The 21,338-nt window shown below is 65.9% G+C and carries 18 protein-coding genes and 2 pseudogenes; 10 read left to right on the top strand and 10 right to left on the bottom strand.

Features of this window, described 5'->3' with window-relative positions; genetic code table 11:
* Window positions 1-465: 465 nt before the first annotated feature.
* Window positions 466-1,584 carry a helix-turn-helix transcriptional regulator gene (locus tag G3N64_RS03870; RefSeq protein ID WP_205782474.1) on the bottom strand — a complete coding sequence of 373 codons (1,119 nt, stop codon included), beginning with the start codon at window positions 1,582-1,584 and terminating at the stop codon, window positions 466-468.
* A gap of 236 nt (window positions 1,585-1,820) precedes the next feature.
* Between G3N64_RS03870 and G3N64_RS03865 the strand changes: the two genes are divergently transcribed.
* A complete protein-coding gene (locus G3N64_RS03865; protein ID WP_205782473.1) occupies window positions 1,821-3,902 on the top strand; it encodes a hypothetical protein in 2,082 nt (693 codons plus the stop codon).
* Window positions 3,903-4,200: 298 nt separating this feature from the next.
* Here G3N64_RS03865 and G3N64_RS03860 read toward each other — a convergent pair whose 3' ends face one another.
* Window positions 4,201-4,806 (bottom strand): TetR/AcrR family transcriptional regulator, encoded by a 606-nt coding sequence (locus G3N64_RS03860; protein WP_205782472.1) that lies wholly within the window; start codon window positions 4,804-4,806, stop codon window positions 4,201-4,203.
* Window positions 4,807-4,916: 110 nt separating this feature from the next.
* Between G3N64_RS03860 and G3N64_RS03855 the strand changes: the two genes are divergently transcribed.
* Genes G3N64_RS03855 through G3N64_RS03840 form a run of 4 tightly spaced genes read left to right on the top strand, consistent with a single transcriptional unit; the run spans window position 4,917 to window position 7,414 of the window.
* Entirely contained in the window at window positions 4,917-5,972 is a 1,056-nt protein-coding gene (locus G3N64_RS03855; protein WP_205782471.1) for a sugar phosphate isomerase/epimerase family protein, read from the top strand.
* A gap of 31 nt (window positions 5,973-6,003) precedes the next feature.
* Window positions 6,004-6,888 carry an alpha/beta hydrolase gene (locus G3N64_RS03850; protein ID WP_205782470.1) on the top strand — a complete coding sequence of 295 codons (885 nt, stop codon included), beginning with the start codon at window positions 6,004-6,006 and terminating at the stop codon, window positions 6,886-6,888.
* Complete coding sequence (locus tag G3N64_RS40365) at window positions 6,785-7,213, top strand: alpha/beta hydrolase fold domain-containing protein (protein WP_346778800.1); 429 nt, start codon at window positions 6,785-6,787, stop codon at window positions 7,211-7,213. The genes G3N64_RS03850 and G3N64_RS40365 overlap by 104 nt, the downstream gene beginning before the upstream one ends.
* Window positions 7,214-7,243: 30 nt before the next feature.
* A complete protein-coding gene (locus G3N64_RS03840; RefSeq protein WP_205782469.1) occupies window positions 7,244-7,414 on the top strand; it encodes a hypothetical protein in 171 nt (56 codons plus the stop codon).
* A gap of 27 nt (window positions 7,415-7,441) precedes the next feature.
* On the opposite strand, the gene G3N64_RS03835 is transcribed toward G3N64_RS03840, so the two are convergent.
* Genes G3N64_RS03835 through G3N64_RS03825 form a run of 3 tightly spaced genes read right to left on the bottom strand, consistent with a single transcriptional unit; the run spans window position 7,442 to window position 9,911 of the window.
* Window positions 7,442-8,176, bottom strand: a complete 735-nt coding sequence (locus G3N64_RS03835) for a polysaccharide deacetylase family protein (protein ID WP_205782468.1) — start codon at window positions 8,174-8,176, stop codon at window positions 7,442-7,444.
* Between the two features lie 23 nt (window positions 8,177-8,199).
* Window positions 8,200-8,766, bottom strand: a complete 567-nt coding sequence (locus tag G3N64_RS03830) for a hypothetical protein (protein WP_241020760.1) — start codon at window positions 8,764-8,766, stop codon at window positions 8,200-8,202.
* A complete protein-coding gene (locus tag G3N64_RS03825; protein ID WP_205782467.1) occupies window positions 8,766-9,911 on the bottom strand; it encodes a glycosyltransferase family 4 protein in 1,146 nt (381 codons plus the stop codon). The genes G3N64_RS03830 and G3N64_RS03825 overlap by 1 nt, the downstream gene beginning before the upstream one ends.
* Before the next feature lie 553 nt (window positions 9,912-10,464).
* Between G3N64_RS03825 and G3N64_RS03820 the strand changes: the two genes are divergently transcribed.
* The 3 genes from G3N64_RS03820 to G3N64_RS03810 all read left to right on the top strand — a co-directional run bounded on the left by G3N64_RS03820 (window position 10,465) and on the right by G3N64_RS03810 (window position 15,423).
* Window positions 10,465-11,769: a dicarboxylate/amino acid:cation symporter gene (locus G3N64_RS03820; protein WP_205782466.1), complete on the top strand. Its 1,305-nt coding sequence runs from the start codon at window positions 10,465-10,467 to the stop codon at window positions 11,767-11,769.
* Between the two features lie 525 nt (window positions 11,770-12,294).
* A complete protein-coding gene (locus G3N64_RS03815) occupies window positions 12,295-14,229 on the top strand; it encodes an SMP-30/gluconolactonase/LRE family protein (RefSeq protein WP_205782465.1) in 1,935 nt (644 codons plus the stop codon).
* Window positions 14,230-14,583: 354 nt separating this feature from the next.
* Complete coding sequence (locus tag G3N64_RS03810; protein WP_205782464.1) at window positions 14,584-15,423, top strand: peptidyl-prolyl cis-trans isomerase; 840 nt, start codon at window positions 14,584-14,586, stop codon at window positions 15,421-15,423.
* 25 nt (window positions 15,424-15,448) lie between these two features.
* Here G3N64_RS03810 and G3N64_RS03805 read toward each other — a convergent pair whose 3' ends face one another.
* Together G3N64_RS03805 and G3N64_RS03800 are read right to left on the bottom strand one after the other, a co-directional pair.
* Window positions 15,449-15,886 carry a GNAT family N-acetyltransferase gene (locus tag G3N64_RS03805; protein WP_205782463.1) on the bottom strand — a complete coding sequence of 146 codons (438 nt, stop codon included), beginning with the start codon at window positions 15,884-15,886 and terminating at the stop codon, window positions 15,449-15,451.
* An 86-nt stretch (window positions 15,887-15,972) separates the two neighbouring features.
* A pseudogene (locus G3N64_RS03800) lies at window positions 15,973-16,215 on the bottom strand (hypothetical protein); the annotation flags it as partial.
* A gap of 218 nt (window positions 16,216-16,433) precedes the next feature.
* Here G3N64_RS03800 and G3N64_RS03795 point away from each other — a divergent pair.
* Together G3N64_RS03795 and G3N64_RS03790 are read left to right on the top strand one after the other, a co-directional pair.
* Window positions 16,434-17,729 (top strand): MASE1 domain-containing protein, encoded by a 1,296-nt coding sequence (locus G3N64_RS03795; protein WP_205782462.1) that lies wholly within the window; start codon window positions 16,434-16,436, stop codon window positions 17,727-17,729.
* A gap of 13 nt (window positions 17,730-17,742) precedes the next feature.
* A complete protein-coding gene (locus tag G3N64_RS03790) occupies window positions 17,743-18,558 on the top strand; it encodes an alpha/beta fold hydrolase (protein ID WP_205782461.1) in 816 nt (271 codons plus the stop codon).
* 50 nt (window positions 18,559-18,608) lie between these two features.
* Here G3N64_RS03790 and G3N64_RS03785 read toward each other — a convergent pair.
* The 3 genes and pseudogenes from G3N64_RS03785 to G3N64_RS03775 form a co-directional block, all read right to left on the bottom strand.
* Window positions 18,609-18,803 (bottom strand): annotated as a pseudogene (locus G3N64_RS03785) (MerR family transcriptional regulator); the annotation flags it as partial.
* 108 nt (window positions 18,804-18,911) lie between these two features.
* The gene (xylB, locus tag G3N64_RS03780; RefSeq protein ID WP_205782460.1) at window positions 18,912-20,378 is read right to left on the bottom strand and encodes a xylulokinase; all 1,467 of its coding nucleotides are present in this window, start codon (window positions 20,376-20,378) and stop codon (window positions 18,912-18,914) included.
* Window positions 20,375-21,310: an AraC family transcriptional regulator gene (locus G3N64_RS03775; RefSeq protein WP_205782459.1), complete on the bottom strand. Its 936-nt coding sequence runs from the start codon at window positions 21,308-21,310 to the stop codon at window positions 20,375-20,377. The genes xylB and G3N64_RS03775 overlap by 4 nt, the downstream gene beginning before the upstream one ends.
* Between the last annotated feature and the right edge of the window lie 28 nt (window positions 21,311-21,338).

Below are 21,338 nucleotides of genomic sequence, written 5' to 3'. Positions count from 1 at the left end.
CCCACCATAGAGGTGACCGCTTGAACCAACTCGCACTCCCATGCTTCCCGACAAAATCAAAATCAAATGCAACCAGACCCACAAAAATAGTGGAAAACCATACCCAACACCAAAAAAACGCGACCAATACAGTACTGGCATCATACATGCGGACTCCATATTATTTGCCGCTCATCGCCTATTAAAAAATCCGCCAGCGACGTGGGTGTCCCTGCATTAGAACCAAAACTGAATAGGCCAGCACCGGCAGCGCTCGCGGCCACTAGCTCGCTAGGATTCAAGGCTGGGCTTATCGCCAATGCGCGATCTATCGCTGCGGTCGCATTGGCGTCACTCAACGGCCATTTCACCTCCGAGGCTTGTCCACATGAACTTGCGGCGAGGTCATTGCTCCGCCGCCATACCAAACCCGGTGCAGCAAGCAATTGCGCTTTCACCGCTGACGCTGCTCGCAGCATCGAAGTGTCAATCTCCCCGCTTGTGCTGAGGAAGCACCCACAGCATCCGTCCGACCGCTTCCGCCTGATTCCGCGAGTGTGTCTTTTCATAGATGGCACGCAACTGGCTACGAACCGTCGCAAGCGACACACCCGCGCTGGCCGCACATTCGTCGGGCGTCTTGCCGCTGATCAACGCTTCAGCGACCGCGGCTTCGGCGCTCGACAAGCCGAACGATTGCCGCAGCTGTTGTGCGACGACGAGCGGAGCCCCGCTGCGCCGCCTGACCGTAATCAGCATCGTCGCATCGCCGAAAGTGCCATGGAGCGCTTGTCCGGACAATACCGCGATGCTGAGAAAAATTTCGTGCGCTGCGACCGACGTGCCGGAAAGGGCAAGGCTCTCGCTCTTTCGGGTCTTCGCGACGCGCGTCAACGCCGCCTTGAGCGCATCGTTCTGCGGCGCGCTCGTCGCGCTCAGGTGCCCGTTCTCGAGCTTGAGGCAGGTGGTGGCACGCAGCATCGACTCCGCCGCGTGGTTGACGAACAGGACGCGCGCGTGCCTGTCCAGTGCAAAGACGGACAGGCCCAGCTCCTCCATCAGTTCGGTACCGAGCGTGGCGTCGCGATGCAGCACGCTCGCGTCTCGCCACAGGTTGATCGAGCGTTGCAGATGCCCGGCCATACCGGTCAGGGCCGCGCGTTCTTCCGACGAATACGGCGTTCGGCCGTGCGCTCGCAATAACCCGAGCAGAATGTTGTCGCTGCCGGGGCGCGCGAAGCGAATCCCCATCAGGTAGCGAAATCCCGCCGGAATCTGATAGTCCTGGAAGAACTCGCTGCGCTCGACGTCGCGGTCGGTGAGGTGATCCTGGCAGCAAACGAATTCGCCGAGCGGTGCGTTCTCGACGAAGCCGCGGCGCGGATCGAGCGCGCCGTAATACTGCTCGTAGCGCGCGATGATTTCGTCGAACTCCGCGCGCGGCGAGTAGATCGAGAATTTCGGGGCATTGCGCGCGGCATCCCAACTGAACATGTGAAAAACGTTTGCGCCCAGCGATTCGGATACCCGATGAAACACTTCAAGAAAACCGTCCGGCTGCAGCGCGGCCTCGTAGAGGTCCCCGATGAGTTGGTCCCGTTGCATGCTTCCCCCGTCGCTTCGCGATCTTCGTATGTGGATTTTGTCTGACGATATTGATTCGAATACCGAATTTTTTTCAGGCTAACACAGGTTATTTGCGTTTCGTGCCGTGTTATTTCCCGATTTTCATCCACCTGAATGATGATCGCAAAAATCGGCTTTGCGAGAATCCTCGCCATCAAGCGTGCATGAGCGGTGCATATGACACGCATCAACCAGAAGGACCTCGGGGAAACGCAATGAAACTTACACCTGTCGTATCCGGTATTGCTGTGCTCGTCCTGTCGGCTTGCGGTGGTGGCAGCAGTTCCTCCTCGCCGCCGTCGGAACCCGCCGCGCAGACGGTCAGTGGGGTCGCGGCCGCCGGCGCTGCAATGCAGGCCGCCACCGTGAAACTGGTCGATGCGACCGGTAAAGCGGTGGACTGCCCGGCCGATGCGTCAACCGGCGCGTTTCATTGCACGGTGACTGGCCTGACCGCGCCGTTCGCTTTGTCCGCATACGGCAACGTCGCCGATTCGCAGGCCACGCTGATCGCGCTCAGCGCCACGGGCGGCACGCAGACGATCAACATCACGCCGATCACGAACGCGATCGCCGCCACGATCATCGGCGACAATCCGACCAAGCTGCTGGCCGACACCGGTTTGCTGCAAAGCAAGGTCACGGCCCAGGCGGTTGCCAGCACGGTGCAGGCCTATTCGTCGGCGTTGGCCGACCTGCTGGCCGCCACCGGCAATACGGGCGTCGACCTGATTTCCGGCCCGTTGACCGCGGGCGCGCCGGGTCTCGACCGGTTGCTCGACCAGGTGAAGATCAACGTCCTGCCGGACGGCGGCGTCCAGATCAGCTCGGTGGCGGGCGCGTCCAGCGATACGCCGGTGCAGCTTCAGCTCGCGCCCGGCGTCGCGCCGCAGGCGAGCGACAAGGCCAGCCTGCCGGCCGCCGCGACCATCAACGGCGCGGTCGTGTCGAACCTGCCGAGCGCCAGCGATCTGGCGGCATTGCAGCGCGCGCTCAACCAGTGTTTCGCCGGTTCGACCGGTGCCGCGCGCACGGGCGGCAGCGTATCGGCGTGCGGTCAGATCTTTGTCGACGACGTCGGGTCTGGCGCGTTGAACGCAGGCGTGCCTGCCGCGTACCTCAACAACGGGATGTCGGTCGACCAGGAGTTCGGGGCGCCGGCCGGCGGCACGCCGGGCATCGTGGCCGACGATGCAATGAACAACGCCAGCTTCAGCTTGCCGGAAGTCATCCGTGTCGTTGCCAGCGACACGATGTGGGTCAAGCTCGCGTGGACGCGCAGCGACGGCATTCGCGACGGCATGCAGCAGCATGTACAGCTTGCGGTGAAGGCGGGCAGTCTCGCAAACGGCGATACCGGCTGGCGCGTGGTCGGCAATCAGCGCGCGGTACTGAGCAAGGTCAATGCGAACGCGCAGAAGTGGGACTGGCTGAATCCGGCCAATCCGTCGACCGGGACCAACGCGTTCGTCGATTCGCTCAACCTGCAGGTGGGGGCCGTCGACGCAGGTGGCACCGCGGTGGACTTCGCGATCGTCAACGGCCCCGGCTTGCGTAACGGCGTGTTCCTCCAGCCGTCGAGCGGCACCTGCGACACGCTGAACATCCGTGCACAGATCGCAAGCGGGCAGACGCCGGCGCAGCTCGCCGCACTGGCGAAGAATGCGCAGTGCCGCAACAACTTCCGCCTGGCCGGCGTCGCGCAGGACCCGGCCAACCAGGGCCTGTTCACGTGGCCCGGCGACGCGCCGCGCAACAATACCGCATGGGCGAAGCCGCAACTGAGCGCCGCCGAGCTGGCCGACATCAAGCCGTTCAGCGCCTATACGATCGACGTCTACCAGAACGGCAACACGTCGACGCCGGCCAGGCACTACACGGTCCGGCTGCGTGCGCCGTCGCCGTCGCCCGACGCGCTGCGCCAGTACGCGTGGCACGATCTGGCGCAGTCCACACGCGACAAGCTGACGCCGGGCTCCGCCGGCACGTTCGCGGGCGGCACGACCTTCCCGCTGGCCTGGACGTCGAAAACGGGGCTGTCGTTCGTCAAGCGCGGCAACGTGCAGATTCGCGCAACCGCGGCCGGGCAGACAGCGGCGGTGTTCGTCAACGGTTCGGCATCGGCGACGCCGGTTCAGCCGGGCGCCGCGGTGACGCTCAACGTGCCGGGCGATCAGGGCGTCGCGTTCCCGTCGGTGGCCGGCTGGGCGGGCAGCACGGACTTCTCGTTCGTGAACCTGAGCTGGTCCGACCCGGCCGACACGCTCTTCACCGAGTCCTTCGAGTATGACCGGTAACGGGTAGCCGGGCGGATGCGCCCGGCGAGCGCATGGCCGACGGGACGGTTCGCCGTCCCGTCGGCTCGTTCGCATGACGACGCGCTGAGACAGTGCGGGTCGCAAGCGCGGAGATGTTGGCATCGCACGGCCGGACTACGTCACGCCGTGGCGGGTTTGCAAGCAGTCGATCAAGCGCGCTTGCCCGACAGATTCGATGCGTACGGTCGATTGGCGATGCGCGTCAGAGACGTTGCAGTGTAGTGGTCAATCCATCCCGGACACTGCACGAAGCGGCGATTGTCGAGGTTGAGCCAAGTCAGACTTCGTCACGCACGGCCATCTCAAGCGGCATCATCGCCGGCCCGATCGAGGCGAGCAGGCGCTCTTTCGATACCCCGTCGCGGGATTGAACGGAAATGCCGTGCAGCTGCGTCGCATAGAAATCGGCCAGCGCCTTGATGTCGGTGCCCCGCGCGAGCTGCCCCTGCTCGGCGGCAAGCTGCAGGCGCTCGGCGATCGACTGCGTGCGTGCGCGCCGATGGGTGGCCAGCCATTCCATCACACCTTCGTTCTCGGCCGAGTAGTTGGTCGCGGCGGAGACCACCATGCAGCCGTGTGGCTGGCCACGCCGGGTATAGGCGGCGACGGCATCGCGCAGCATCCGTTCGACGGCCGCGCGGACATCGGTTTCCTCGCCGAGCGCACGATCGGCGAACCCGCCTTCGCCTTGCTCGTAAAGCGCCACGGCTTCCTGGAACAGGGCTTCCTTGCTGCCGAAGGCGGCATAGATGCGCGCTGACGCGATGCCCATCGCTTCGACCAGGTCGGACATCGACGTGCCTTCGTAGCCGCGTCGCCAGAACGCAAGCATCGCGCGTTTCAGCGCCATGTCGCGATCGAATTCTCTCGGTCGTCCCGCCATTTCCCTTTCGTCCGTCGTCACATCGTGCGCCGATTCTATCGCGCGCCGTGTTGACACGCGCCGTTCCCGTATTCTATTCTTTGTCGATCAACAAACAATAGGAGTTGATCATGCGTACCCTCAAGGGCCCCAGTCTCCATCTTGCGCAGTTCGCCGACGATGCGGTGCCGTTCGACAGCTTGCCGAACATTGCGCACTGGGCGGCCGGCATCGGCTTCAAGGCGTTGCAGATTCCCGCGTGGGACGCTCGGCTGTTCGACGTGGAGACCGCCGCGGAAAGCCAGGCCTATTGCGATGACGTGAAGGGCATGCTGGCCGAGCACGGGCTGGAGATCAGCGAGCTGACCACGCATATCTTCGGGCAACTGGTTGCCGTGCATCCGGCGTACGACGCGATGTGCGACAACTTCGCGCCCGAGGCCGTGCGCGGCAACCCGGCCGCGCGCACCGCATGGGCGCTGGATCGGCTCGAGCGGGCGGCGCGGGCTTCACGCCGCCTGGGGCTGACCGACATGGGCACCTTTTCGGGCTCGTTCGCATGGCCCTACCTGTTTCCGTTCCCGCAACGGCCCGCCGGCCTGATCGAGACGGCGTTCGACGAGCTGGCGCGCCGCTGGCGGCCGATTCTCGACGTCTGCGATGAAAACGGCGTCAACCTCTGCTACGAGATCCACCCGAGCGAAGACCTGCACGACGGCGTCAGTTTCGAGCGTTTCCATGCGCGGGTCGGCCAGCACGCGCGCTGCAAGATGCTGTTCGATCCCAGCCATTTCGTGCTGCAGCAACTGGACTATCTTGCGTACATCGACATCTACCGCGAGCACATCCGCATGTTCCATGTGAAGGATGCGGAGTTTCTGCCTTCGGGCCGTCAGGGGATTTACGGCGGCTACAGTTCGTGGCTCGAGCGTGCCGGCCGCTTCCGGTCGCTCGGCGACGGTCAGGTCGACTTCAAGGCGATTTTTTCGAAATTTGCTCAGTACGACTACACAGGATGGGCCGCCCTCGAATGGGAATGCTGCCTCAAGAACCAGGAGGACGGCGCACGAGAAGGCGTTGCGTTCATCAACGACCACATCATCCGGGTGACGGAGCGCATCTTCGACGACTTCGCCGGTGCCGCGGTCAATCAACAGCAAATCCACGACATGCTCGGCATCGCCTGAGCCGGCCCCCCCATTGCGAGGAACAATCGATATGTCCGCTCAACTTCAGTCGACTTCGGCCGGCGCTCATGGTCTTGCCCATCAATACGTGCGCATCGACGGCCAGCGCATCCATTGCGTCACGGCCGGCGCAGGCAACCCGGTCCTGCTGATTCCGGGGTGGCCGCAAACCTGGTACGCATGGCGTCATGTGATGCAGGCGCTCGCCGCGCACGGCTTCATGGCCGTCGCGGTCGATCCGCCCGGCACCGGCTATTCCGACCGGCCGCATGCGGGTTACGACACGGGGCACACGGCGGCCACATTGCATCGCGTGATGGCTCAGCTTGGCTTCGATGTGTACCAGGTGGTGGGCCACGATGTCGGCATGTGGGTGGCCTATGCGCTGGCGAGCGATCGGCCCGACGCGGTGAAGTCGCTGGCGCTCACGGAGGCGGTGATCCCCGGGCTGGCGCCCGCGCCGTCGATCTTCGCTCCGCCGGAGGAGAACATCTTCCTGTGGCATTTCATGTTCAACCAGCTGGCCGACCTGCCCGAGACGCTGATTGCCGGACGTGAACGGGCCTACCTGGAGTTCATGTTCAACCGCTGGTCGTTCCGGCGCGATTGCGTGGCCGTCGATGTGTATATCGACGCGTATGCGGCGCCGGGCGGCTTGCGCGGCGGCTTCTCCTATTACCGCGCGATTCCGGAGACGATCCGGCAGAACCAGGAGCGGGCGCAGCGCAAGCTGACGATGCCGGTGCTCGCGATCGGTGCCGAACACGCCACCGGCGATGCGCCGCTGGTCACGATGCGCGACAACGCGACGGATCTGCAGGGCGCCGTCGTGCCCGATTGCGGCCACTTCATCATGGAAGAGGCGCCCGACGCCTTCATCGGCCATCTGCTGCCGTTCCTGGAACGGAGCCGCTGAACATGCCGATCGACGCAAGCATCGCCGCGCTGCTGGAGCAATTGGCCCAGGTCGAGCCGCCTTCGTCGCTGGACGCGTTGCGGCAGGCGACCGATACGACATTGCGGGGCTGGCATGGTCCGCTGGAAGCGGTCGATCGTATGGACACCTTCGCGACGACGCGCAGGCGTATGCGGAGCGATTGCGGGAGGCCGGCGTGCCGGTCGAGTTCGTCGTGTTGCCGGGGATGATCCATGCCTGCATCCATATGATCGGCGTGACGTCGGCAGCCCGCCAGGCGTTCGACGTGGCCGGAGCGCAGATGCGCAGGGCTTTCCAGCGGTGAGTGCATGGCCGAAGGGGGCGACTTGTGTGGGTGGTCGTACGGTCCGGCGGCCGCGCGATTTCGTGGGCGATCGGCGGGATGCTCGGCAACTTCATCGGCAGCATCGTCGCGGGCTGGACGGTGCGCGGGCCGGGATGGCTCCTTTTTATGGGAATCGCGCTGACAGGTCTGCTCGCATTCTGCGGGCAGCGGCCGGAATAGCCGGCGCGACGGTCGATGCAGCGTGAACTACCTGCGCCTCTGAACCCGCGCCTTCACACACTTGAACCACAGCCGCACCGCACCGACACCGCCCGCCACCGGAATCCGCGGCAACAGGAACGGATCGTCGGACGCATCGGCACAACCGCGCCGGGTCGTCGTCGCATTGCGGTAGCCGGCGGCGGCGACCTGGTCGCGGACGCGCGGATCCAGATCGCCGTACGGGTAGCAGAACGATTCGACGGGCTGGCCGCCCAACGCTTCGAGCCGCCGTTTCGATTCGGCGACTTGAACCTCCGACACGTGCGGTGGTACGTACGACAGCGCGACGTGATCGAGCGTATGCGAGCCGATTTCATGGCCGTGGTCGCGCCATGCGAGCATGTCCGCGCACGTCATGAGCGGCGAGCGTGCGGTATCGGCACCCGCATCCCAGTCGTTCTCGCCGCCGAACCGGCCGGCGACGAAGTAGCAGGTCGCGGTGAAGCCGAGCGCGTCGAGCACGGGCATCGCATGCGTCAGCACGTTGAGAAAGCCGTCGTCGAACGTAATGCCGAACACCTTCCCGCGGCGCTCGCCGCGCAGGTACGGCTGCAGTTCGCGCACGCTCAGGCCGCGGTAGCCGAGCCGCCGGAACAGCGTCATCTGGCGGCGGAACGCGTCGGGCGCGACGCTCAGGCCGCGCAGCCGGTCGGGCGGCGGCGGCAGCGTGCGGATCTGGTGATACATCAGGATCGGATAGCGCGTGGCGGGCAGCAGCATGAGCGGATCGCGAGAACGGGGCATTACGCGGCCTTGCGGAAAATCCGCAGGGTCTTGAAGTCGCCGATTTCGACGAAATCGGCATTCGCCGCCCATTGCTCGATGATCGGCTCGGCTTTCCGGTACGCCGACGAGCCCTTGTAGAACAGCAGGTGGCCGTCGCGCGCGGTATGGCGAGCGAACAGCTCGAGCACTTCGGCGTCGGTCTTCGCGCCGTAGCGGCTGTTCGTCTCGTCGCGAAATTCGCACAGATGGAACAGCGTGACGACGTCGAACGCCGGCAGCAGGTCCGAATTGCTCGTGTAGATGTCGCCGAAATAGGCCAGGTAGGTCTTGCTCACCTCCGGTTGCCGCGTGACGAGATCGACGTACGACTTGTATTCCTTCGGCGACGCCGTCACGCCGAAGACGGTGTTGTTCAGGTGCGGCCGCGCGCATTCCACGCCGACGTGATGATGGCCGCCGGTGCCGAAGTGATAGATGCGGATGCCGTTGAGGCGCGCGGATTCCAGCCATTCGACGAAGTGCACGTCGCACGGGCACTCCTGCGTGCGCAGGTCCCAGTACTTCTTCCAGATGTTCATTGCCATTAAACGGAGCTCATGGATGTGACCCGACGATAGGGGTTGTGTCGAATCGATTTCTGATAGACGGACAGCGTCGCGTCGACGAATCGCTCGAACGAGAACTCGCGCTTGCCTTTCAGCCGCGCGCTGCGTCCCATCGCGCGCACGCACGCGGGCTCGCGCACGATCGCGCGCAGGATTTCCCCGATCGCTTCGGGTTCGCGCGGCGGGACGACCCAGCCGTCCACGCCCGGTTCGACGTTCTCGGGCAACCCGCCCACGCGCGTCACGATCGCGGGGCAGCCAAGCGACATCGCTTCGCGGCACGCATACGACAGGCTCTCGTGGTACGACAGCACGAACGACACGTCGATGATCGAGAACGGCGTCCGCACGTCGTCGAGGCGCCCGGTGAACACGGTACGCGTCGACATCCGGTGCAGCGCGATCTGCTCACGTTGCTCGCCGGTCGGCTCCGCGCCGACCAGCAGCACGCGAAACCGCTCGCGCTCGCGTTCGGGCAGGCGGCCCAGCGCCGCGATCAGGTCCATCCAGCCTTTTTCCGGTGCGGTGCCGGCGCTGCTGCCGAGCACGATCGCATCCGCGCCGGACGGCCCGAACAGCGCGATCTTGCGGCGGCGAATTTCGTCGCCGGCCAGTCGTTCCGCGGCCTGCCGGCGCACGCCGTGCTTGACGACCGTGACGTTTCCATACGGCGACCGGAGTGCGAGCATGCCCGCCACGTAGTCGCTGACCGCGATGGTGTGGTCGGTTGCCAGCCGGGCGCGCAGCACGTTGCCGAAGCTGTCGGCGCGATAGGTGTTGTGCTTGGTGAGCACGACCGCGGGCCGATACCGGCAGCCGAGCAGCGCGAGCATCACCTGCCGGTGGTCGGCGGACCCGTTGACATGGATGACGTCGAAGCGCTCGGCGACGATCCGCTGGCGCAGCCGGAGGATTTCCCGGCACAGCCGGTTCCAGCGCGGCTTGAATTCCATGTCGAAGATGGCCACGTCGGGACTGTCCTTCAACAGTCGCGACAGGCGGCTGCCTTCCGGCGACGCGACGGTCACGCGATGGTGCCGGCTCATCGCGGCGGCGAGATCGCGGACGTAGGTGTCCTGGCCGCCGCCGTAGTCGCCGTGGAAGTTGGTATACAGAATGTTCATCGCGATGCCGCCTTTTCTCGATCATTCATTTAACAGGAGTACTGAGAAAATGAATGCGTGAACCCGTTGAAAGCCATGACTCGAATCCGGTTCCGCGTTGCCGGTGCGTGATTGCGCATCGACGCCCGGGCGTGGCGGCAACGCGAATCATTTCCAAATATTACAGACGCATTACGTGCCGTAGTGTCAAGGTCTGCGCATCTTTGTGAGAATGTGTCGCGATCGCTTGCGGTGTCGTCATGCCATGTGATGCCGACGGGGAGGCGGGGGCGGTCCGGCGATGCGGCCCGATGCCCCCCACCGGCCGCACGGGAGGCGGGCAAGATCGCGACAAAACCCGCTTTTTCGGCGACATCCGGACGCAGATCAACCCCGCCGACTTTCAGAATTGAAAGCCGGGGTGCCATTTGCGTTAGAATGCCCCCCCTGTCCGCCATGGCGATCCGCCAACGGCGGACGTGTCGCACCCAGAGAGACGTGGGTTTCGATTCGTAGCCGGGCGCGAAAGATGTGCCAGCCGTTAGCAACATACGCTTTGTGATTTGGATTACTAATGAAGAAGAAGCACAACATCACCAAGTACATCGTTGTCGCGATGATGCTTGGTATCGCAGTGGGTTACGCTTGTCATAGCGCGTTTCCCGACCCGAACATGGCGAAGGAGGTCGCCGGCTACGTGTCGTTGCTGTCCGACGTGTTCCTGCGCCTGATCAAGATGATCATCGCGCCGCTGGTATTCGCGACGCTGACCGTCGGCATTGCGCAGATGGGCGACGGCAGCGCGGTGGGCCGCGTCGGCGTCAAGGCGTTCGGCTGGTTCTTCATCGCATCGTTCACGTCGTTGCTGCTCGGCCTGCTGACCGCAACGATCCTGCAACCGGGCAGCCACCTGAGCCTGCCGCTGCCGGCCTCCGATGCGACCCTCGGCCTGAAGACGGGCGCGTTCACGCTGAAGGACTTCGTGGTCCACCTGGTGCCGAAGTCGATCGCCGAAGCGATGGCGAACAACGAAATCCTGCAGATCGTCGTGTTCTCGATCTTCTTCGGTACCGCGCTGTCCGCGCTCGGCGAATCGGGCAAGCGCCTGACCGCCGTGATCGACGATCTCGCGCAGGTGATGCTGAAGGTGACGGGCGCGGTGATGTGGTTCGCGCCGGTCGCGGTGTTCGCGGCGCTGGCGTCGACGATTACCACCCAGGGGCTCGGCATCCTGCTCACGTTCGCGAAGTTCATGGCGAGCTTCTATCTGGCACTGGCGCTGCTGTGGGGCGTGCTGACGCTCGCCGGCGTGACGTTCCTCGGCAAGCGCGCGTTCACGCTGATCCGGCTGATCCGCGAGCCGTTCCTGCTGTCGTTCGCGACGGCGAGCTCCGAAGCCGCGTATCCGAAGCTGCTGGACGCGCTCGACCGCTTCGGCGTGAACCGCAAGATCTCGAGCTTCGTGCTGCCGATCGGCTATTCGTTCAACCTCGACGGCTCGATGATGTACTGCACGTTCGCGGTGCTGTTCATCGCGCAGGTGTACGGCATCCATCTGCCGCTGGGCACGCAGATCACGATGCTGCTGATGCTGATGGTCACGTCGAAGGGGATGGCGGGCGTGCCGCGCGCGTCGCTGGTCGTGATCGCGGCGACGCTGAACCAGTTCAACATGCCGGAAGCCGGGTTGCTGCTGATCATGGGCGTCGACATGTTCCTCGACATGGGGCGCTCGGCCACCAACGCGGTCGGCAACTCGATCGCGGCGGCCGTGGTCGCGAAGTGGGAAGGGCAACTCGACGATCCGCGCGACGACAACGATCCGGACAACGGACGCGCCATGCAGGTGAAGGTGCCGGAGACCTCGGCATCGGCATGATGCAAGGCAGTGCGGCAATAGTGGCGCGTCGCCTGCCCCGCGGTCATCGATGATCGCCGGCCTGGATTCGAGACGGATTCAGGCCGGCGATTTTGTTTGGTGCAGTGATTCCGCCTTGAATGCGGCGGATTTCCCCCGATTCCCTGAAACAGGCGTTTGCCGTTTCAATCGGTCGTCGTTGAATTGGCGGCGATATTCCCGCAGGCACGAGCCTGATTTTCCCGATTCCCAATCCGACGCGTAAGTGACCATTCACTGTCGCGCAGTCGCGCTCGCCGTCAGCGTGCAGGGGGCCGCGAGCAATGCGATCGAAACCGAACCCGTGAAAAGCGCAATGGCACGGGCATTCCGCAATTTTTTTCGATTTATATAACGCTATTCTCGCGCTGCGCATGATCGAACGCATGCTGCACGTAATACCGACTGCGCCGGATGATTCAGGGGAAGAATTTACGCATCGCGGTTTTCAAGCCATCCGGCCGGCCCTTCATGCGAATGTCCGCATCATTCAGGAGAGCATCCGTCATGGTCGCCAGACAACGGTTTCAGGCTGCGCTTCTCGCCGCAGCGATCGCCGCGATTACCCCTCCCGTTCACGCAAGCAACACCACCGACTGGCTGGCGAACACGTACGGCACGCTTGCGGCCCACGTCGGCAACGTCGCGCGCGCGATGTGGGTCGCGCCCGAAGGCGTGATCTATACGGCGTCGATGTGGGACGAGGACGAAGGCGGCGTCGCGATCTACCAGAACGGCAAGAGCGTCGGCTCGATCGGCGCGCACTCGGAGTTCCAGGGCAGCGCGATCACGGGCAACGCGACTTCGCTGTTCGTCGCGCTGCAGCCCGGCAAGACGTACGGCAGCGGCGCGGTGGGGCGCTACAACCGCGCGACGAAGTATCGCGACCGCGTCATCCAGGTCAGCGCGGCGACCAACCAGCCGCGCATCGACGTCGTCACCGGGCTCGCGACGGCCGGCTCGCTGCTCTATGCAAGCGACTTCTACGGCAATCGCGTGCGCGTGTTCACCACCGACGGCGTGTGGCAGCGGGACATCAGCGTGACGGAACCGGGCGCGCTCGCGGTGGACGGCGCGGGCAACGTGTGGGTCGCGCAGAAGAGCGCGGGCTCGATCGTCGGCTTCAGCCCGGCCGGCGCGTTGCTGAACACGATCCGGATGCCGGCCGGGTCGCAGCCGTCGGCGCTGGTTTTCGATGCGGCGGCCGGGCAGTTGCTGGTGGGCGACGAAGGCCCCGACCAGAACATCAAGCGCTACACGGTGGCGGGCCGGCCCGCACTGGCCGGCACGTTCGGCGTGCGCGGCGGCTATCTGGACACGACGACGGGCATCAAGGGGCAGGTCGGTGCGCAGCGCTTCACGCGCATCGTCGGGATCGGCAAGGACACCGGCGGCAATCTCTACGTGCTCAACAATCCGTGGGGCGGCAGCTGGGATCTCGGCCGCAACGGCGCGACCGACATTCATGCGTACAGCAGCACCGGCAGCCTGCGGTGGACGCTGCAGTCGCTGAACTTCGAAGGCATCGCCGCGCCGGACCCGGTCACGGACGGCGCGCTGTTCTATGGCGGCACGCACGTGTACGGCGGCAGCGCGGGCGGCAAATTCATTGCGAACACGGTCGATCCGTTCACGTATCCGGCCGATCCGCGCATCAACATGAGCGACACGCAGCGCGACGAGCACTTCGGGCTGCTCACGTCGGTCGGCGCGAACCGGATTCTCGTCGCGGCCGGCCAGAACCCGCCGGTCTTCTACTTCTTCCACTTCAACGCGGCGAACGGCTATATCGCGATCCCGGACGGCTCGATCCCGGGCCCCGCGTTCAACACGACACGGCGCGTGTCGAGCGGCTTCAGCATCGACAGCAAGGGCGGCGTGTGGGCCGGCCTCGACAAGACCGGCGCGATCACCCACTACCCGCTGACGGGCTTCGACGCGAGCGGCAAGCCGTCGTGGGGGCCGGGCGTCGCGACCCGCGTGCCCGACAGCATCCAGCCGCTCACGCGCATCGTCTATCTCGCGGACAGCGACACGATGGTGCTCGCGCAGGGCGCCATCGGGAGCAACGACTGGACGTCGATCGGCACGCGCATCGAGGTGTATCACGGCTGGAGCGCGGGCAATACGACGAAGCCCGACCCGGTGATCACGCTGCCGCACAGCGGCGCGAAATCGATCGACGCGGTGGGCAACCATCTGTTCGTCGGATACTGGTTCAGCAGCAGCGGGCCGCTGTGGCCGAACGTCGACGCGTTCAACCTCACCACCGGCAATCTCGACACCACGCTAGTCAACGCGAGCCCGGCGACCGTGGATACCAGCAGCGCGATCGATGCGATGTACAGCATCCGCGCATACCGCCGATCGAACGGCGAGTACGTGGTGATGAAGAACAACGTGAAGGGCAACAGCATCACCGTGTACCGGTGGACGCCCTGACTTTGACGATGCACGCGCGGCGGCCTCGACCGGCGGTCGGCGGCCGGGCTCGCGACGCCATGAGGTGATTCATCGCGATTTCGCGGGATTTCCATCGCGTGTCCACAGAATTTCCACACGACGCGTTCGTAATGACCGGCGTGCGCAACGCGCGCCTCACCGCCCGCCGGGCGGCTGTCCTGAACCTCCCGACACGGAAAACCCGATAAGGGCACAATGACAGCGGCGTCGGCGACACTGCGCGTGCGCACGACGATGAACCGAATCGACTGAATGGTTGCACCGACGCATTGCCGCGCCGGTGAATGTGCGTGGCAACCTCTGCCGCGTTTTTTGAGCCGAAGTGACGAAAAGATGAAGAAGAAAACCACCCCGAACCGCCTGTTGCTGATCGCTGCGCTGGCCGGCGCACTGAGCGGGACTGCCCACGCAGAGACGGCGCCGGCCGCCGCGACCGTTGCGACGGTCAACGGCACGCCGATCACGCAGGGCGACGTCGATACATTGCTGCGCGCGTCCGGGCAACCCGACTCGCCGCAGATCCGCCAGGCGATCAAGAATCAGTTGATCACGCGCGTGCTGATTCAGCAGGCCGCCGAGAAGGCGAACTATGCCGACAAGCCGGAGGTCAAGGCGGCGGTGCAGCAGGCGAAGGCGAATGCCGAAGTGCAGCTTTACCTGCGCGACAACGTGAAGCCCGAGCCGGTGACCGAAGAGCAGGTGAAGGCGCGCTACGACGAAGTCGTGGCCACGCTCGGCAAGAACGAGTACAAGCCGCGCCTGATCATCGTCCAGGATCCGGTGACGGCCGCGACGGTGCTGAGCGAGCTGAAGGCGGGCAAGTCGTTCGAAGGGCTGGCGCGCCAGTACAGCATGGCGCCGAGCCGCGATACCGGCGGCGAGCTGCCGTGGGTGAGTTTCAACACGCCGGCGACGGAGGGCAAGACGTCCGGCTTGCCGCTGCCGGTCGCGCAGGCGCTCGAGAAACTGAAGGTCGGCGCTGCGACGAACGAATCGATTCCGGTCGATGGCGTGCGGGCGATCGTGAAGCTGGACGCGAAGCGGCCGACGCAGGTGCCGGGCTTCGCGACCGCGAAGCCGGGGCTTCAGCAGCAGTTGCAGGCGGCCGCCGTGGAGAAGGCGAGTGCGCAGATGATCGGCAACTTGCTGAAGGACGCGAAGATCACGCAGTAATGCGGTGGCGTCGACGCAACGGACGTCACGCACGCCAGATCATGCTCGCGCTCGTTTCGGTTTCCGATTCGCTGCGGAAGCCGAGCCGTTCGTAGAGCCGCCGCGCCGGGTTGCCGTGCAGTACGCTGAGCGATACGGGCACGTGCTCGCGTGCCGCGTCGGTCAGCAAGGCGTTCAGCACCGCTTCGCCGATGCCCCGGCCCTGGTGCGCGGGGAGGATCTGGATCTGGTGAACGTGCCACTCGTCGGTGGCGCGTGTCACCTTCAGCAAGCCGATGGCTTCATCGCCCTCGCAGACGATCATCGCATCGTCGAAATGCGCACGAATGCGGCGGTCGTGCGCGTCGTCGTCGGTCGGCATGCCGGCGCGTTGCAGGTGCTCCGTCATCGTGAGCTTGCGAAGCGTCAGCAGGAACGGCAGGTCGGCGGCAGACGCCGGGCGCAGGCGGATTGCGTGTGTCATCGTGCAGGCTCGTTCGTTCGGGAATTCGGGATCGTCGACGGGAAGGTCGAACCCGCAGCGCATGATTGCCGAATGCGGAAGGCCGGTCAAAGCCCCGGCAACTGAATCTGCCGGCGAGACGGACGATGTTCGAGCACATCCGTGACTTCGTATTCGGTTTTTGCTCCGTCCGATGTTTGCCACTGCTGCATGCGGACATGGCAGACGAGCACGTCACCCTTGCTGAAGCTGATCTGACTGTTGTTCACGCGCGACAGGAAGCCGGCATCCGTGATTGCCGCGTGAATCGTCGACGTGCCGTCGTACAGCCGCCACTTGTTGTCGTCTTTTTTTGGCGGTCCGGCCAAGACGACGCTCGGACGTGTCCCGGCCGTACCCGGCACACACCGAACTTTTTCGATAACTTCCCGGTCAGAACCGCCAGCTTGCGGGCGCGCCGGCGCCCGGAACGTGCTTCCGGCCCCGGTGTTCCCCGGCCCGCCCCGTGCGCATATCATTCGCACATCTCGCACCTGCCGACCGCAGGCGCAGCACACAGGGATTCTCGATGGACACCAAACGATCGCGGCCGGGCCTCGTCGCCGCGCTGCTCTGGGCGGCGCTATATCTCGCGACCGGCTACATCTCGCACCAGTTCAACGGCCCCGTCCGGTTGACGGGCTACATCTGGCTGCCGGCCGGCGTGACGGTCGGCGCGTTCATGCTGCGGCCGATGCGCGAATGGCTGTCGCTGGCCGGCGCGTTCCTGGTCGGGCAGCTCGCGCTGAGCGGCATCGAACACGGCAGCCTGGTCAACGCGGTGCTGTTCACGGTCGACGAGGTCGGTGCGGCCGCGCTCGCCGTGTGGCTCGTCCAGCGCGTGCGCTTCTCGCTCGAAGGGCTGTATTTCCTGCGCTCGGTGATCCTCGCCGGCCTGATCGCGGGCGTGGTCGGCGCGATCGGCGGCGCGGCGTGGTACACGGTGGTCAAGGGCGCGCCATTCTTCGACGTGTGGTCGGTGTGGGCCGCGTCCGATTTCGTCGGCGTGCTGCTGGTCACGCCGGTGCTCGCGTCATGGTCGCGCTTTCGCGCGCACCGCTCGGGCGACCACGAGCGCTTCGACCTCGTGCTCGGCATGGTCTCGTTCGTGCTGGTCGTGGGCGTCGCGCTCGTGATCTTCGACGGCGACACGTCGCAGAAATTCGGCACCGGCGCGGGCTTCGCGCTGACGTATATCCCGTTGTTCCTCACCGTCGCGGTGACGCTGCTGCTCGGCGGCCGCGCGGGCTCGTCGTCGGTGCTGGTGCTCGCGCTGATCGTGATCGCGCAGACCGCGCAGGGCGACGGCCCGTTCGCGGCGTTTCACGAGCACTACGGCAGTGCGCTGCTCGAGGCGCAGCTTTATCTGGCGGTCGCGTCGCTGCTAGTGCTGGCGGTGAGCACGCTGAAGACGACCCGCGAACGCGTGCACGAACATGCGGCAGTCCTGCAGAACAACATGGAGCTCGCGCTCGCGAGCGCCGGCCAGATCGCGTACGTGCTCGACCCGGAATCAGGGCGGATCGAGTGGAGCGGCGACGTCGAGCGTGTGTTCGGCGTCGGCGTGGATGCATCGCAGATCGCGAGCGTGCCGCTCGTGCTCGAACGCGTGCAGCCGGGCGACCGCGATGCGCTGCGCGACTACTGGGACGCGGAGATCGCGGGCGAGGATCGCGCGTCGCTGTCGCTGCGCATCGTGCAGCGCGACGGCGGCACGCAGACGGTCACCGATCACGGTGCGCCGCTGCTCGATTCGAATGTCGACGTGACGGTGGTGGCGGGTGTCTGGCAACTCGAGCGCGTGTGGCCGGCGGCGGACGAATGAGCGGACGCACGTCATGACGGACCGCACGGGCGTCCTGCTGATCCACGGGCTCGGCGGCACGCAGTACGATCTCGGTTCGCTGCACAAGGCGATGCGGCGTGCGGGCGGCGATACGCACATGATCACGCTGCCCGGGCACGGTACGCGCCCCGAGGATCTGGTCGGCGTGCGCGCGGAGGCGTGGCTCGACGCGGTGACCGAGCAGTATCGCGCGCTGGAAAACGAGTACGACACGCTGCATGTCGCGGGCATGTGCATGGGGGCGCTGGTCGCGCTGCTGCTCTGCCATCGCGTGCAGCATGCGCGCGGCCGGCTCGCGCTGCTGGCCACGCCGGTGTTCATCGACGGCTGGTCGACGCCGTGGTACCGGGCGCTGCGGCATGTGCTGTACCGCGTGCCGGGTGTGGCGGAGCGGTTGCGTGTGGAGGAAGGCGATCCGTTCGGCATCAAGAACGCGACGATCCGCGCGATCGTGAAGAAGAAGTTCGAGCGCGAGGACAGTTTCCACTACGCGTGGGTGCCGCTTGCGTGCGTACGGCAGGTCGACCGGATGCGCGGCTGGGCGCTCGAGGCCGCGGCCGGCACGCCGTGCCCGACGCTCGTGCTGCATGCGCGCGAGGACGAACTGACGAGCCTGCGCTCGGCCGATTTCCTGCTGGAAAAGATGCCCGACGCGCGCGGTATCGTGCTGGAGAACAGCTACCACATGATCTGCGCGGACAACGATCGCGACGACGTCGCGCGGCACGTGCTCGACTTCTTCGGGTTCGATCCGGTGCATGCGGTCAGCCCGGCGATGGCGCGCAGGTTGAAGCGGCAGGAATCCTGACGGCGGACTACGCCGCCGCCGGCCGGCGAGCGAGCCGCTCGCGGATCTCCGGTGAGGCCGAGCTTGCGCAATGCCGCGATGTCGGCTGCGCGGGCGAGATCGTCCGGGCCGTACGCGCGATATCCGGCCGGCGTACGCCCTGGCGTGACGAGGCCATGCCGTTCGTACAGCCGGAGCGCCTTGATCGAGACGCCGAGCCGCGCGGCGGCCGCCGATGCGTTCAAACGGGGCGTGGACGTACCCATTCGTCACCTCTTCGCTGTCGATTCATTGCGGTCAGCATAAAGGCGATCCCAAGGGCCGGGTCAAGCGCGATTGCGCGCGAATCGACGAAGACGCGGCCGCGCCGCGCGTCAGTCGGCCGCCGCGAATTCCTCCCGCAGCGCGCGATACAGCCGCCGGTAGCGTGCGAGCCGGCCGGCCAGCAGATCGACCGTGGCGGAATCGGGCGCGACCGTCTCCGTGACGGGCGGCGCGACGCAGACTTCCGCGAGCGTGTCGTCCGTTGCGGCGAGGCGTGCAAGACGCGCCGCGCCGAGTGCCGCGCCCACTGCGCCGTCCGCGTGGCGCTGCATCGCGAGCCCGGTCGCATTCGCGCACAGCCGCGCCCAGAACGCGCTCTTCGAGCCGCCGCCGATGAACGACACCGCGTCGAGCGTCGTGCCGGCCGCACGCAGCGCGTCGTAGCCGTCGGCCATCGCGAACGCGACGCCTTCCATCACCGCATACGCGAGATCGTCCGCCGCGTGTTCGTTGGACAATCCGAAGAACACGCCGCGCGCATGCGCGTCGTTGTGCGGCGTGCGTTCGCCGCCGAGATACGGCAGGAACAGCGGCGCGCGGGCCGGATCGGCGCGTTCGGCGCGCACGGCCAGCTCGCCGGCGGTCGTGCCGTGCGCGCGGGCGAGCCAGTCGAGGCTCGCGGCGGCCGACAGGATCACGCTCATCTGGTGCCAGCGCCCTTCGACGCAGTGGCAGAACGCGTGCACGGCTGCATCCGGGTTCGGCGCGAAGCGGTCGTTGCCGGCGAACAGCACGCCCGACGTGCCGAGCGACAGGAAGCCGCTGCCGGCGCCCGTGACGCCCATGCCGATTGCCGATGCCGCGTTGTCGCCGGCGCCGCCGGCGATCGTCACAGGCCCCGCGATGCCCCATTCGCGCCGCAGCGTGTCGCGCAGCTGTGCGGCGGGCGCGTTGCCCTCGACGAGGCGCGGCATCTGCGCGCGCGACAGCTCGGTTGCGGCGAGCATCCGGTCGGACCAGTCGCGGCGCGCGCAGTCGAGCCACAGCGTGCCCGACGCATCGGACATCTCGGACACGAATTCGCCGGACAGGCGCCAGATCAGGTAATCCTTCGGCAGCAGCACCTTGTGCACCGCGCGGAACACGGCGGGCTCGTATTTCGCGAGCCACAGCAGCTTCGGCGCGGTGAAGCCGGGCATCGCCATGTTGCCGGTGATCGCGCGCGATTCCGGCACCAGCGCCTCGAGCTCGACGCACTCGGTGCCGGCGCGCGTGTCGTTCCACAGGATCGCGGGGCGCAGCACCTGGTCCGCGCGATCGATCAGCGTCGCGCCGTGCATCTGCCCGGACAGCGCGATGCCGCGCAGCGCGGCGAAGCCGGCCGGATGCGCGTCGCGCACCGCCGCGATCGCATCGAGCATCGCGTGCCACCACGCCTGCGGGCTTTGTTCCGACCAGTGCGGATGCGGGCGGCTGATCGACAGCGCGGCCGAGCCGGTCGCGAGGGGCACCGAACGGGAATCGGTGAGGAGAACCTTGACCTCGGACGTGCCGAGATCGATGCCGAGAAATGTCACGTGTGAAGCATCCTGTCTGGGGCGCGCGGCGGCGCACGCCGAAGGGGCGGCGCGTCGTCGCGGCCGTGCGGTTCGTTGAGCCGGTGCAGCGCGCGGAACCTCGACGGCGGCACCTGCTTCATCGCGAGAAACTGACGGTTGAAATTCGACAGGTTGTTGAAGCCAACCCGGTAGCAGATGTCGGTCACCGTCAGGTCGGAAAACATCAGCAGTTCGCAGGCCTCGTTGATGCGCAGCCGGTTCAGGTAGCGCACGAACGACGAGCCGGTATGGCGGCGGAAAAAGCGCGTGAAGGTGCTGACGCTCATGCCGGCGAACGCGGCGACGTCGGTCTCGCGCAGCATGCCGGGCAGGTTCTGCTGCAGGTACGACAGCACCTGGTTGATGGTCGACGACATGTAGTGCTGCGCATCGCTGCGGTAGCCGGGGCCCGCGAGCACGCGCCGCTCGCGGCACGACGACAGCCGGTCGAACAGCGACATCAGGATCTCGACGCGCCGGCACCCGTGCGCGTTCGCGAGTTCGAGCATCAGCGGCGCGACGTCCCGGCCGACGCGGTCGGGAAACTGCACGCCGCGTGCCGCTTCGTCGATCAGGTCGATCACCGGCTGCAGCTCGCTGAACGCGCCGACCATCTTCTCGATCGCATCGCGCGAGAACTGCAGCACGACGTCGCGCGACGGCACGCGTTCGCCGTCGGCGAGCTCGCTGACCCAGTTGTGCGGCAGGTTCGGCCCGGTGACGATCAGGTTGCCGGGGCCGAAATCGCCGATGTGATCGCCGACGAACATCTTGCCGTGCGACGACTGGATCAGATGGATCTCGTACTCGGGATGGAAGTGCCACTTCGCGACCGAATGCGGATAGTCGTGGATCCACGCGCGGAACGACTCGTCGCGATGGGTGGGAACGATCTCGAGATCCGGGTTCATCGTGTGCTCCGTCGGGGGGGGCGTGCCG

Source organism: Burkholderia sp. Ac-20344 (genome assembly GCF_017104975.1).
Lineage (GTDB): Bacteria > Pseudomonadota > Gammaproteobacteria > Burkholderiales > Burkholderiaceae > Burkholderia.
The sequence above is the reverse complement of the archived record's forward strand: the minus strand, read 5'-3'. Positions and strand labels throughout refer to the sequence as shown.

Excerpts from the sequence above, each read along its gene's own strand:
- G3N64_RS03870 (WP_205782474.1), bottom strand. The coding sequence starts at position 1,584 with ATGCAACGGGACCAACTCATCGGGGACCTCTACGAGGCCGCGCTGCAG.
- G3N64_RS03865 (WP_205782473.1), top strand. The coding sequence starts at position 1,821 with ATGAAACTTACACCTGTCGTATCCGGTATTGCTGTGCTCGTCCTGTCG.
- G3N64_RS03860 (WP_205782472.1), bottom strand. The coding sequence starts at position 4,806 with ATGGCGGGACGACCGAGAGAATTCGATCGCGACATGGCGCTGAAACGC.
- G3N64_RS03855 (WP_205782471.1), top strand. The coding sequence starts at position 4,917 with ATGCGTACCCTCAAGGGCCCCAGTCTCCATCTTGCGCAGTTCGCCGAC.
- G3N64_RS03850 (WP_205782470.1), top strand. The coding sequence starts at position 6,004 with ATGTCCGCTCAACTTCAGTCGACTTCGGCCGGCGCTCATGGTCTTGCC.
- G3N64_RS03835 (WP_205782468.1), bottom strand. The coding sequence starts at position 8,176 with ATGCTGCTGCCCGCCACGCGCTATCCGATCCTGATGTATCACCAGATC.
- G3N64_RS03830 (WP_241020760.1), bottom strand. The coding sequence starts at position 8,766 with ATGGCAATGAACATCTGGAAGAAGTACTGGGACCTGCGCACGCAGGAG.
- G3N64_RS03825 (WP_205782467.1), bottom strand. The coding sequence starts at position 9,911 with ATGAACATTCTGTATACCAACTTCCACGGCGACTACGGCGGCGGCCAG.
- G3N64_RS03820 (WP_205782466.1), top strand. The coding sequence starts at position 10,465 with ATGAAGAAGAAGCACAACATCACCAAGTACATCGTTGTCGCGATGATG.
- G3N64_RS03815 (WP_205782465.1), top strand. The coding sequence starts at position 12,295 with ATGGTCGCCAGACAACGGTTTCAGGCTGCGCTTCTCGCCGCAGCGATC.
- G3N64_RS03810 (WP_205782464.1), top strand. The coding sequence starts at position 14,584 with ATGAAGAAGAAAACCACCCCGAACCGCCTGTTGCTGATCGCTGCGCTG.
- G3N64_RS03805 (WP_205782463.1), bottom strand. The coding sequence starts at position 15,886 with ATGACACACGCAATCCGCCTGCGCCCGGCGTCTGCCGCCGACCTGCCG.
- G3N64_RS03795 (WP_205782462.1), top strand. The coding sequence starts at position 16,434 with ATGGACACCAAACGATCGCGGCCGGGCCTCGTCGCCGCGCTGCTCTGG.
- G3N64_RS03790 (WP_205782461.1), top strand. The coding sequence starts at position 17,743 with ATGACGGACCGCACGGGCGTCCTGCTGATCCACGGGCTCGGCGGCACG.
- G3N64_RS03775 (WP_205782459.1), bottom strand. The coding sequence starts at position 21,310 with ATGAACCCGGATCTCGAGATCGTTCCCACCCATCGCGACGAGTCGTTC.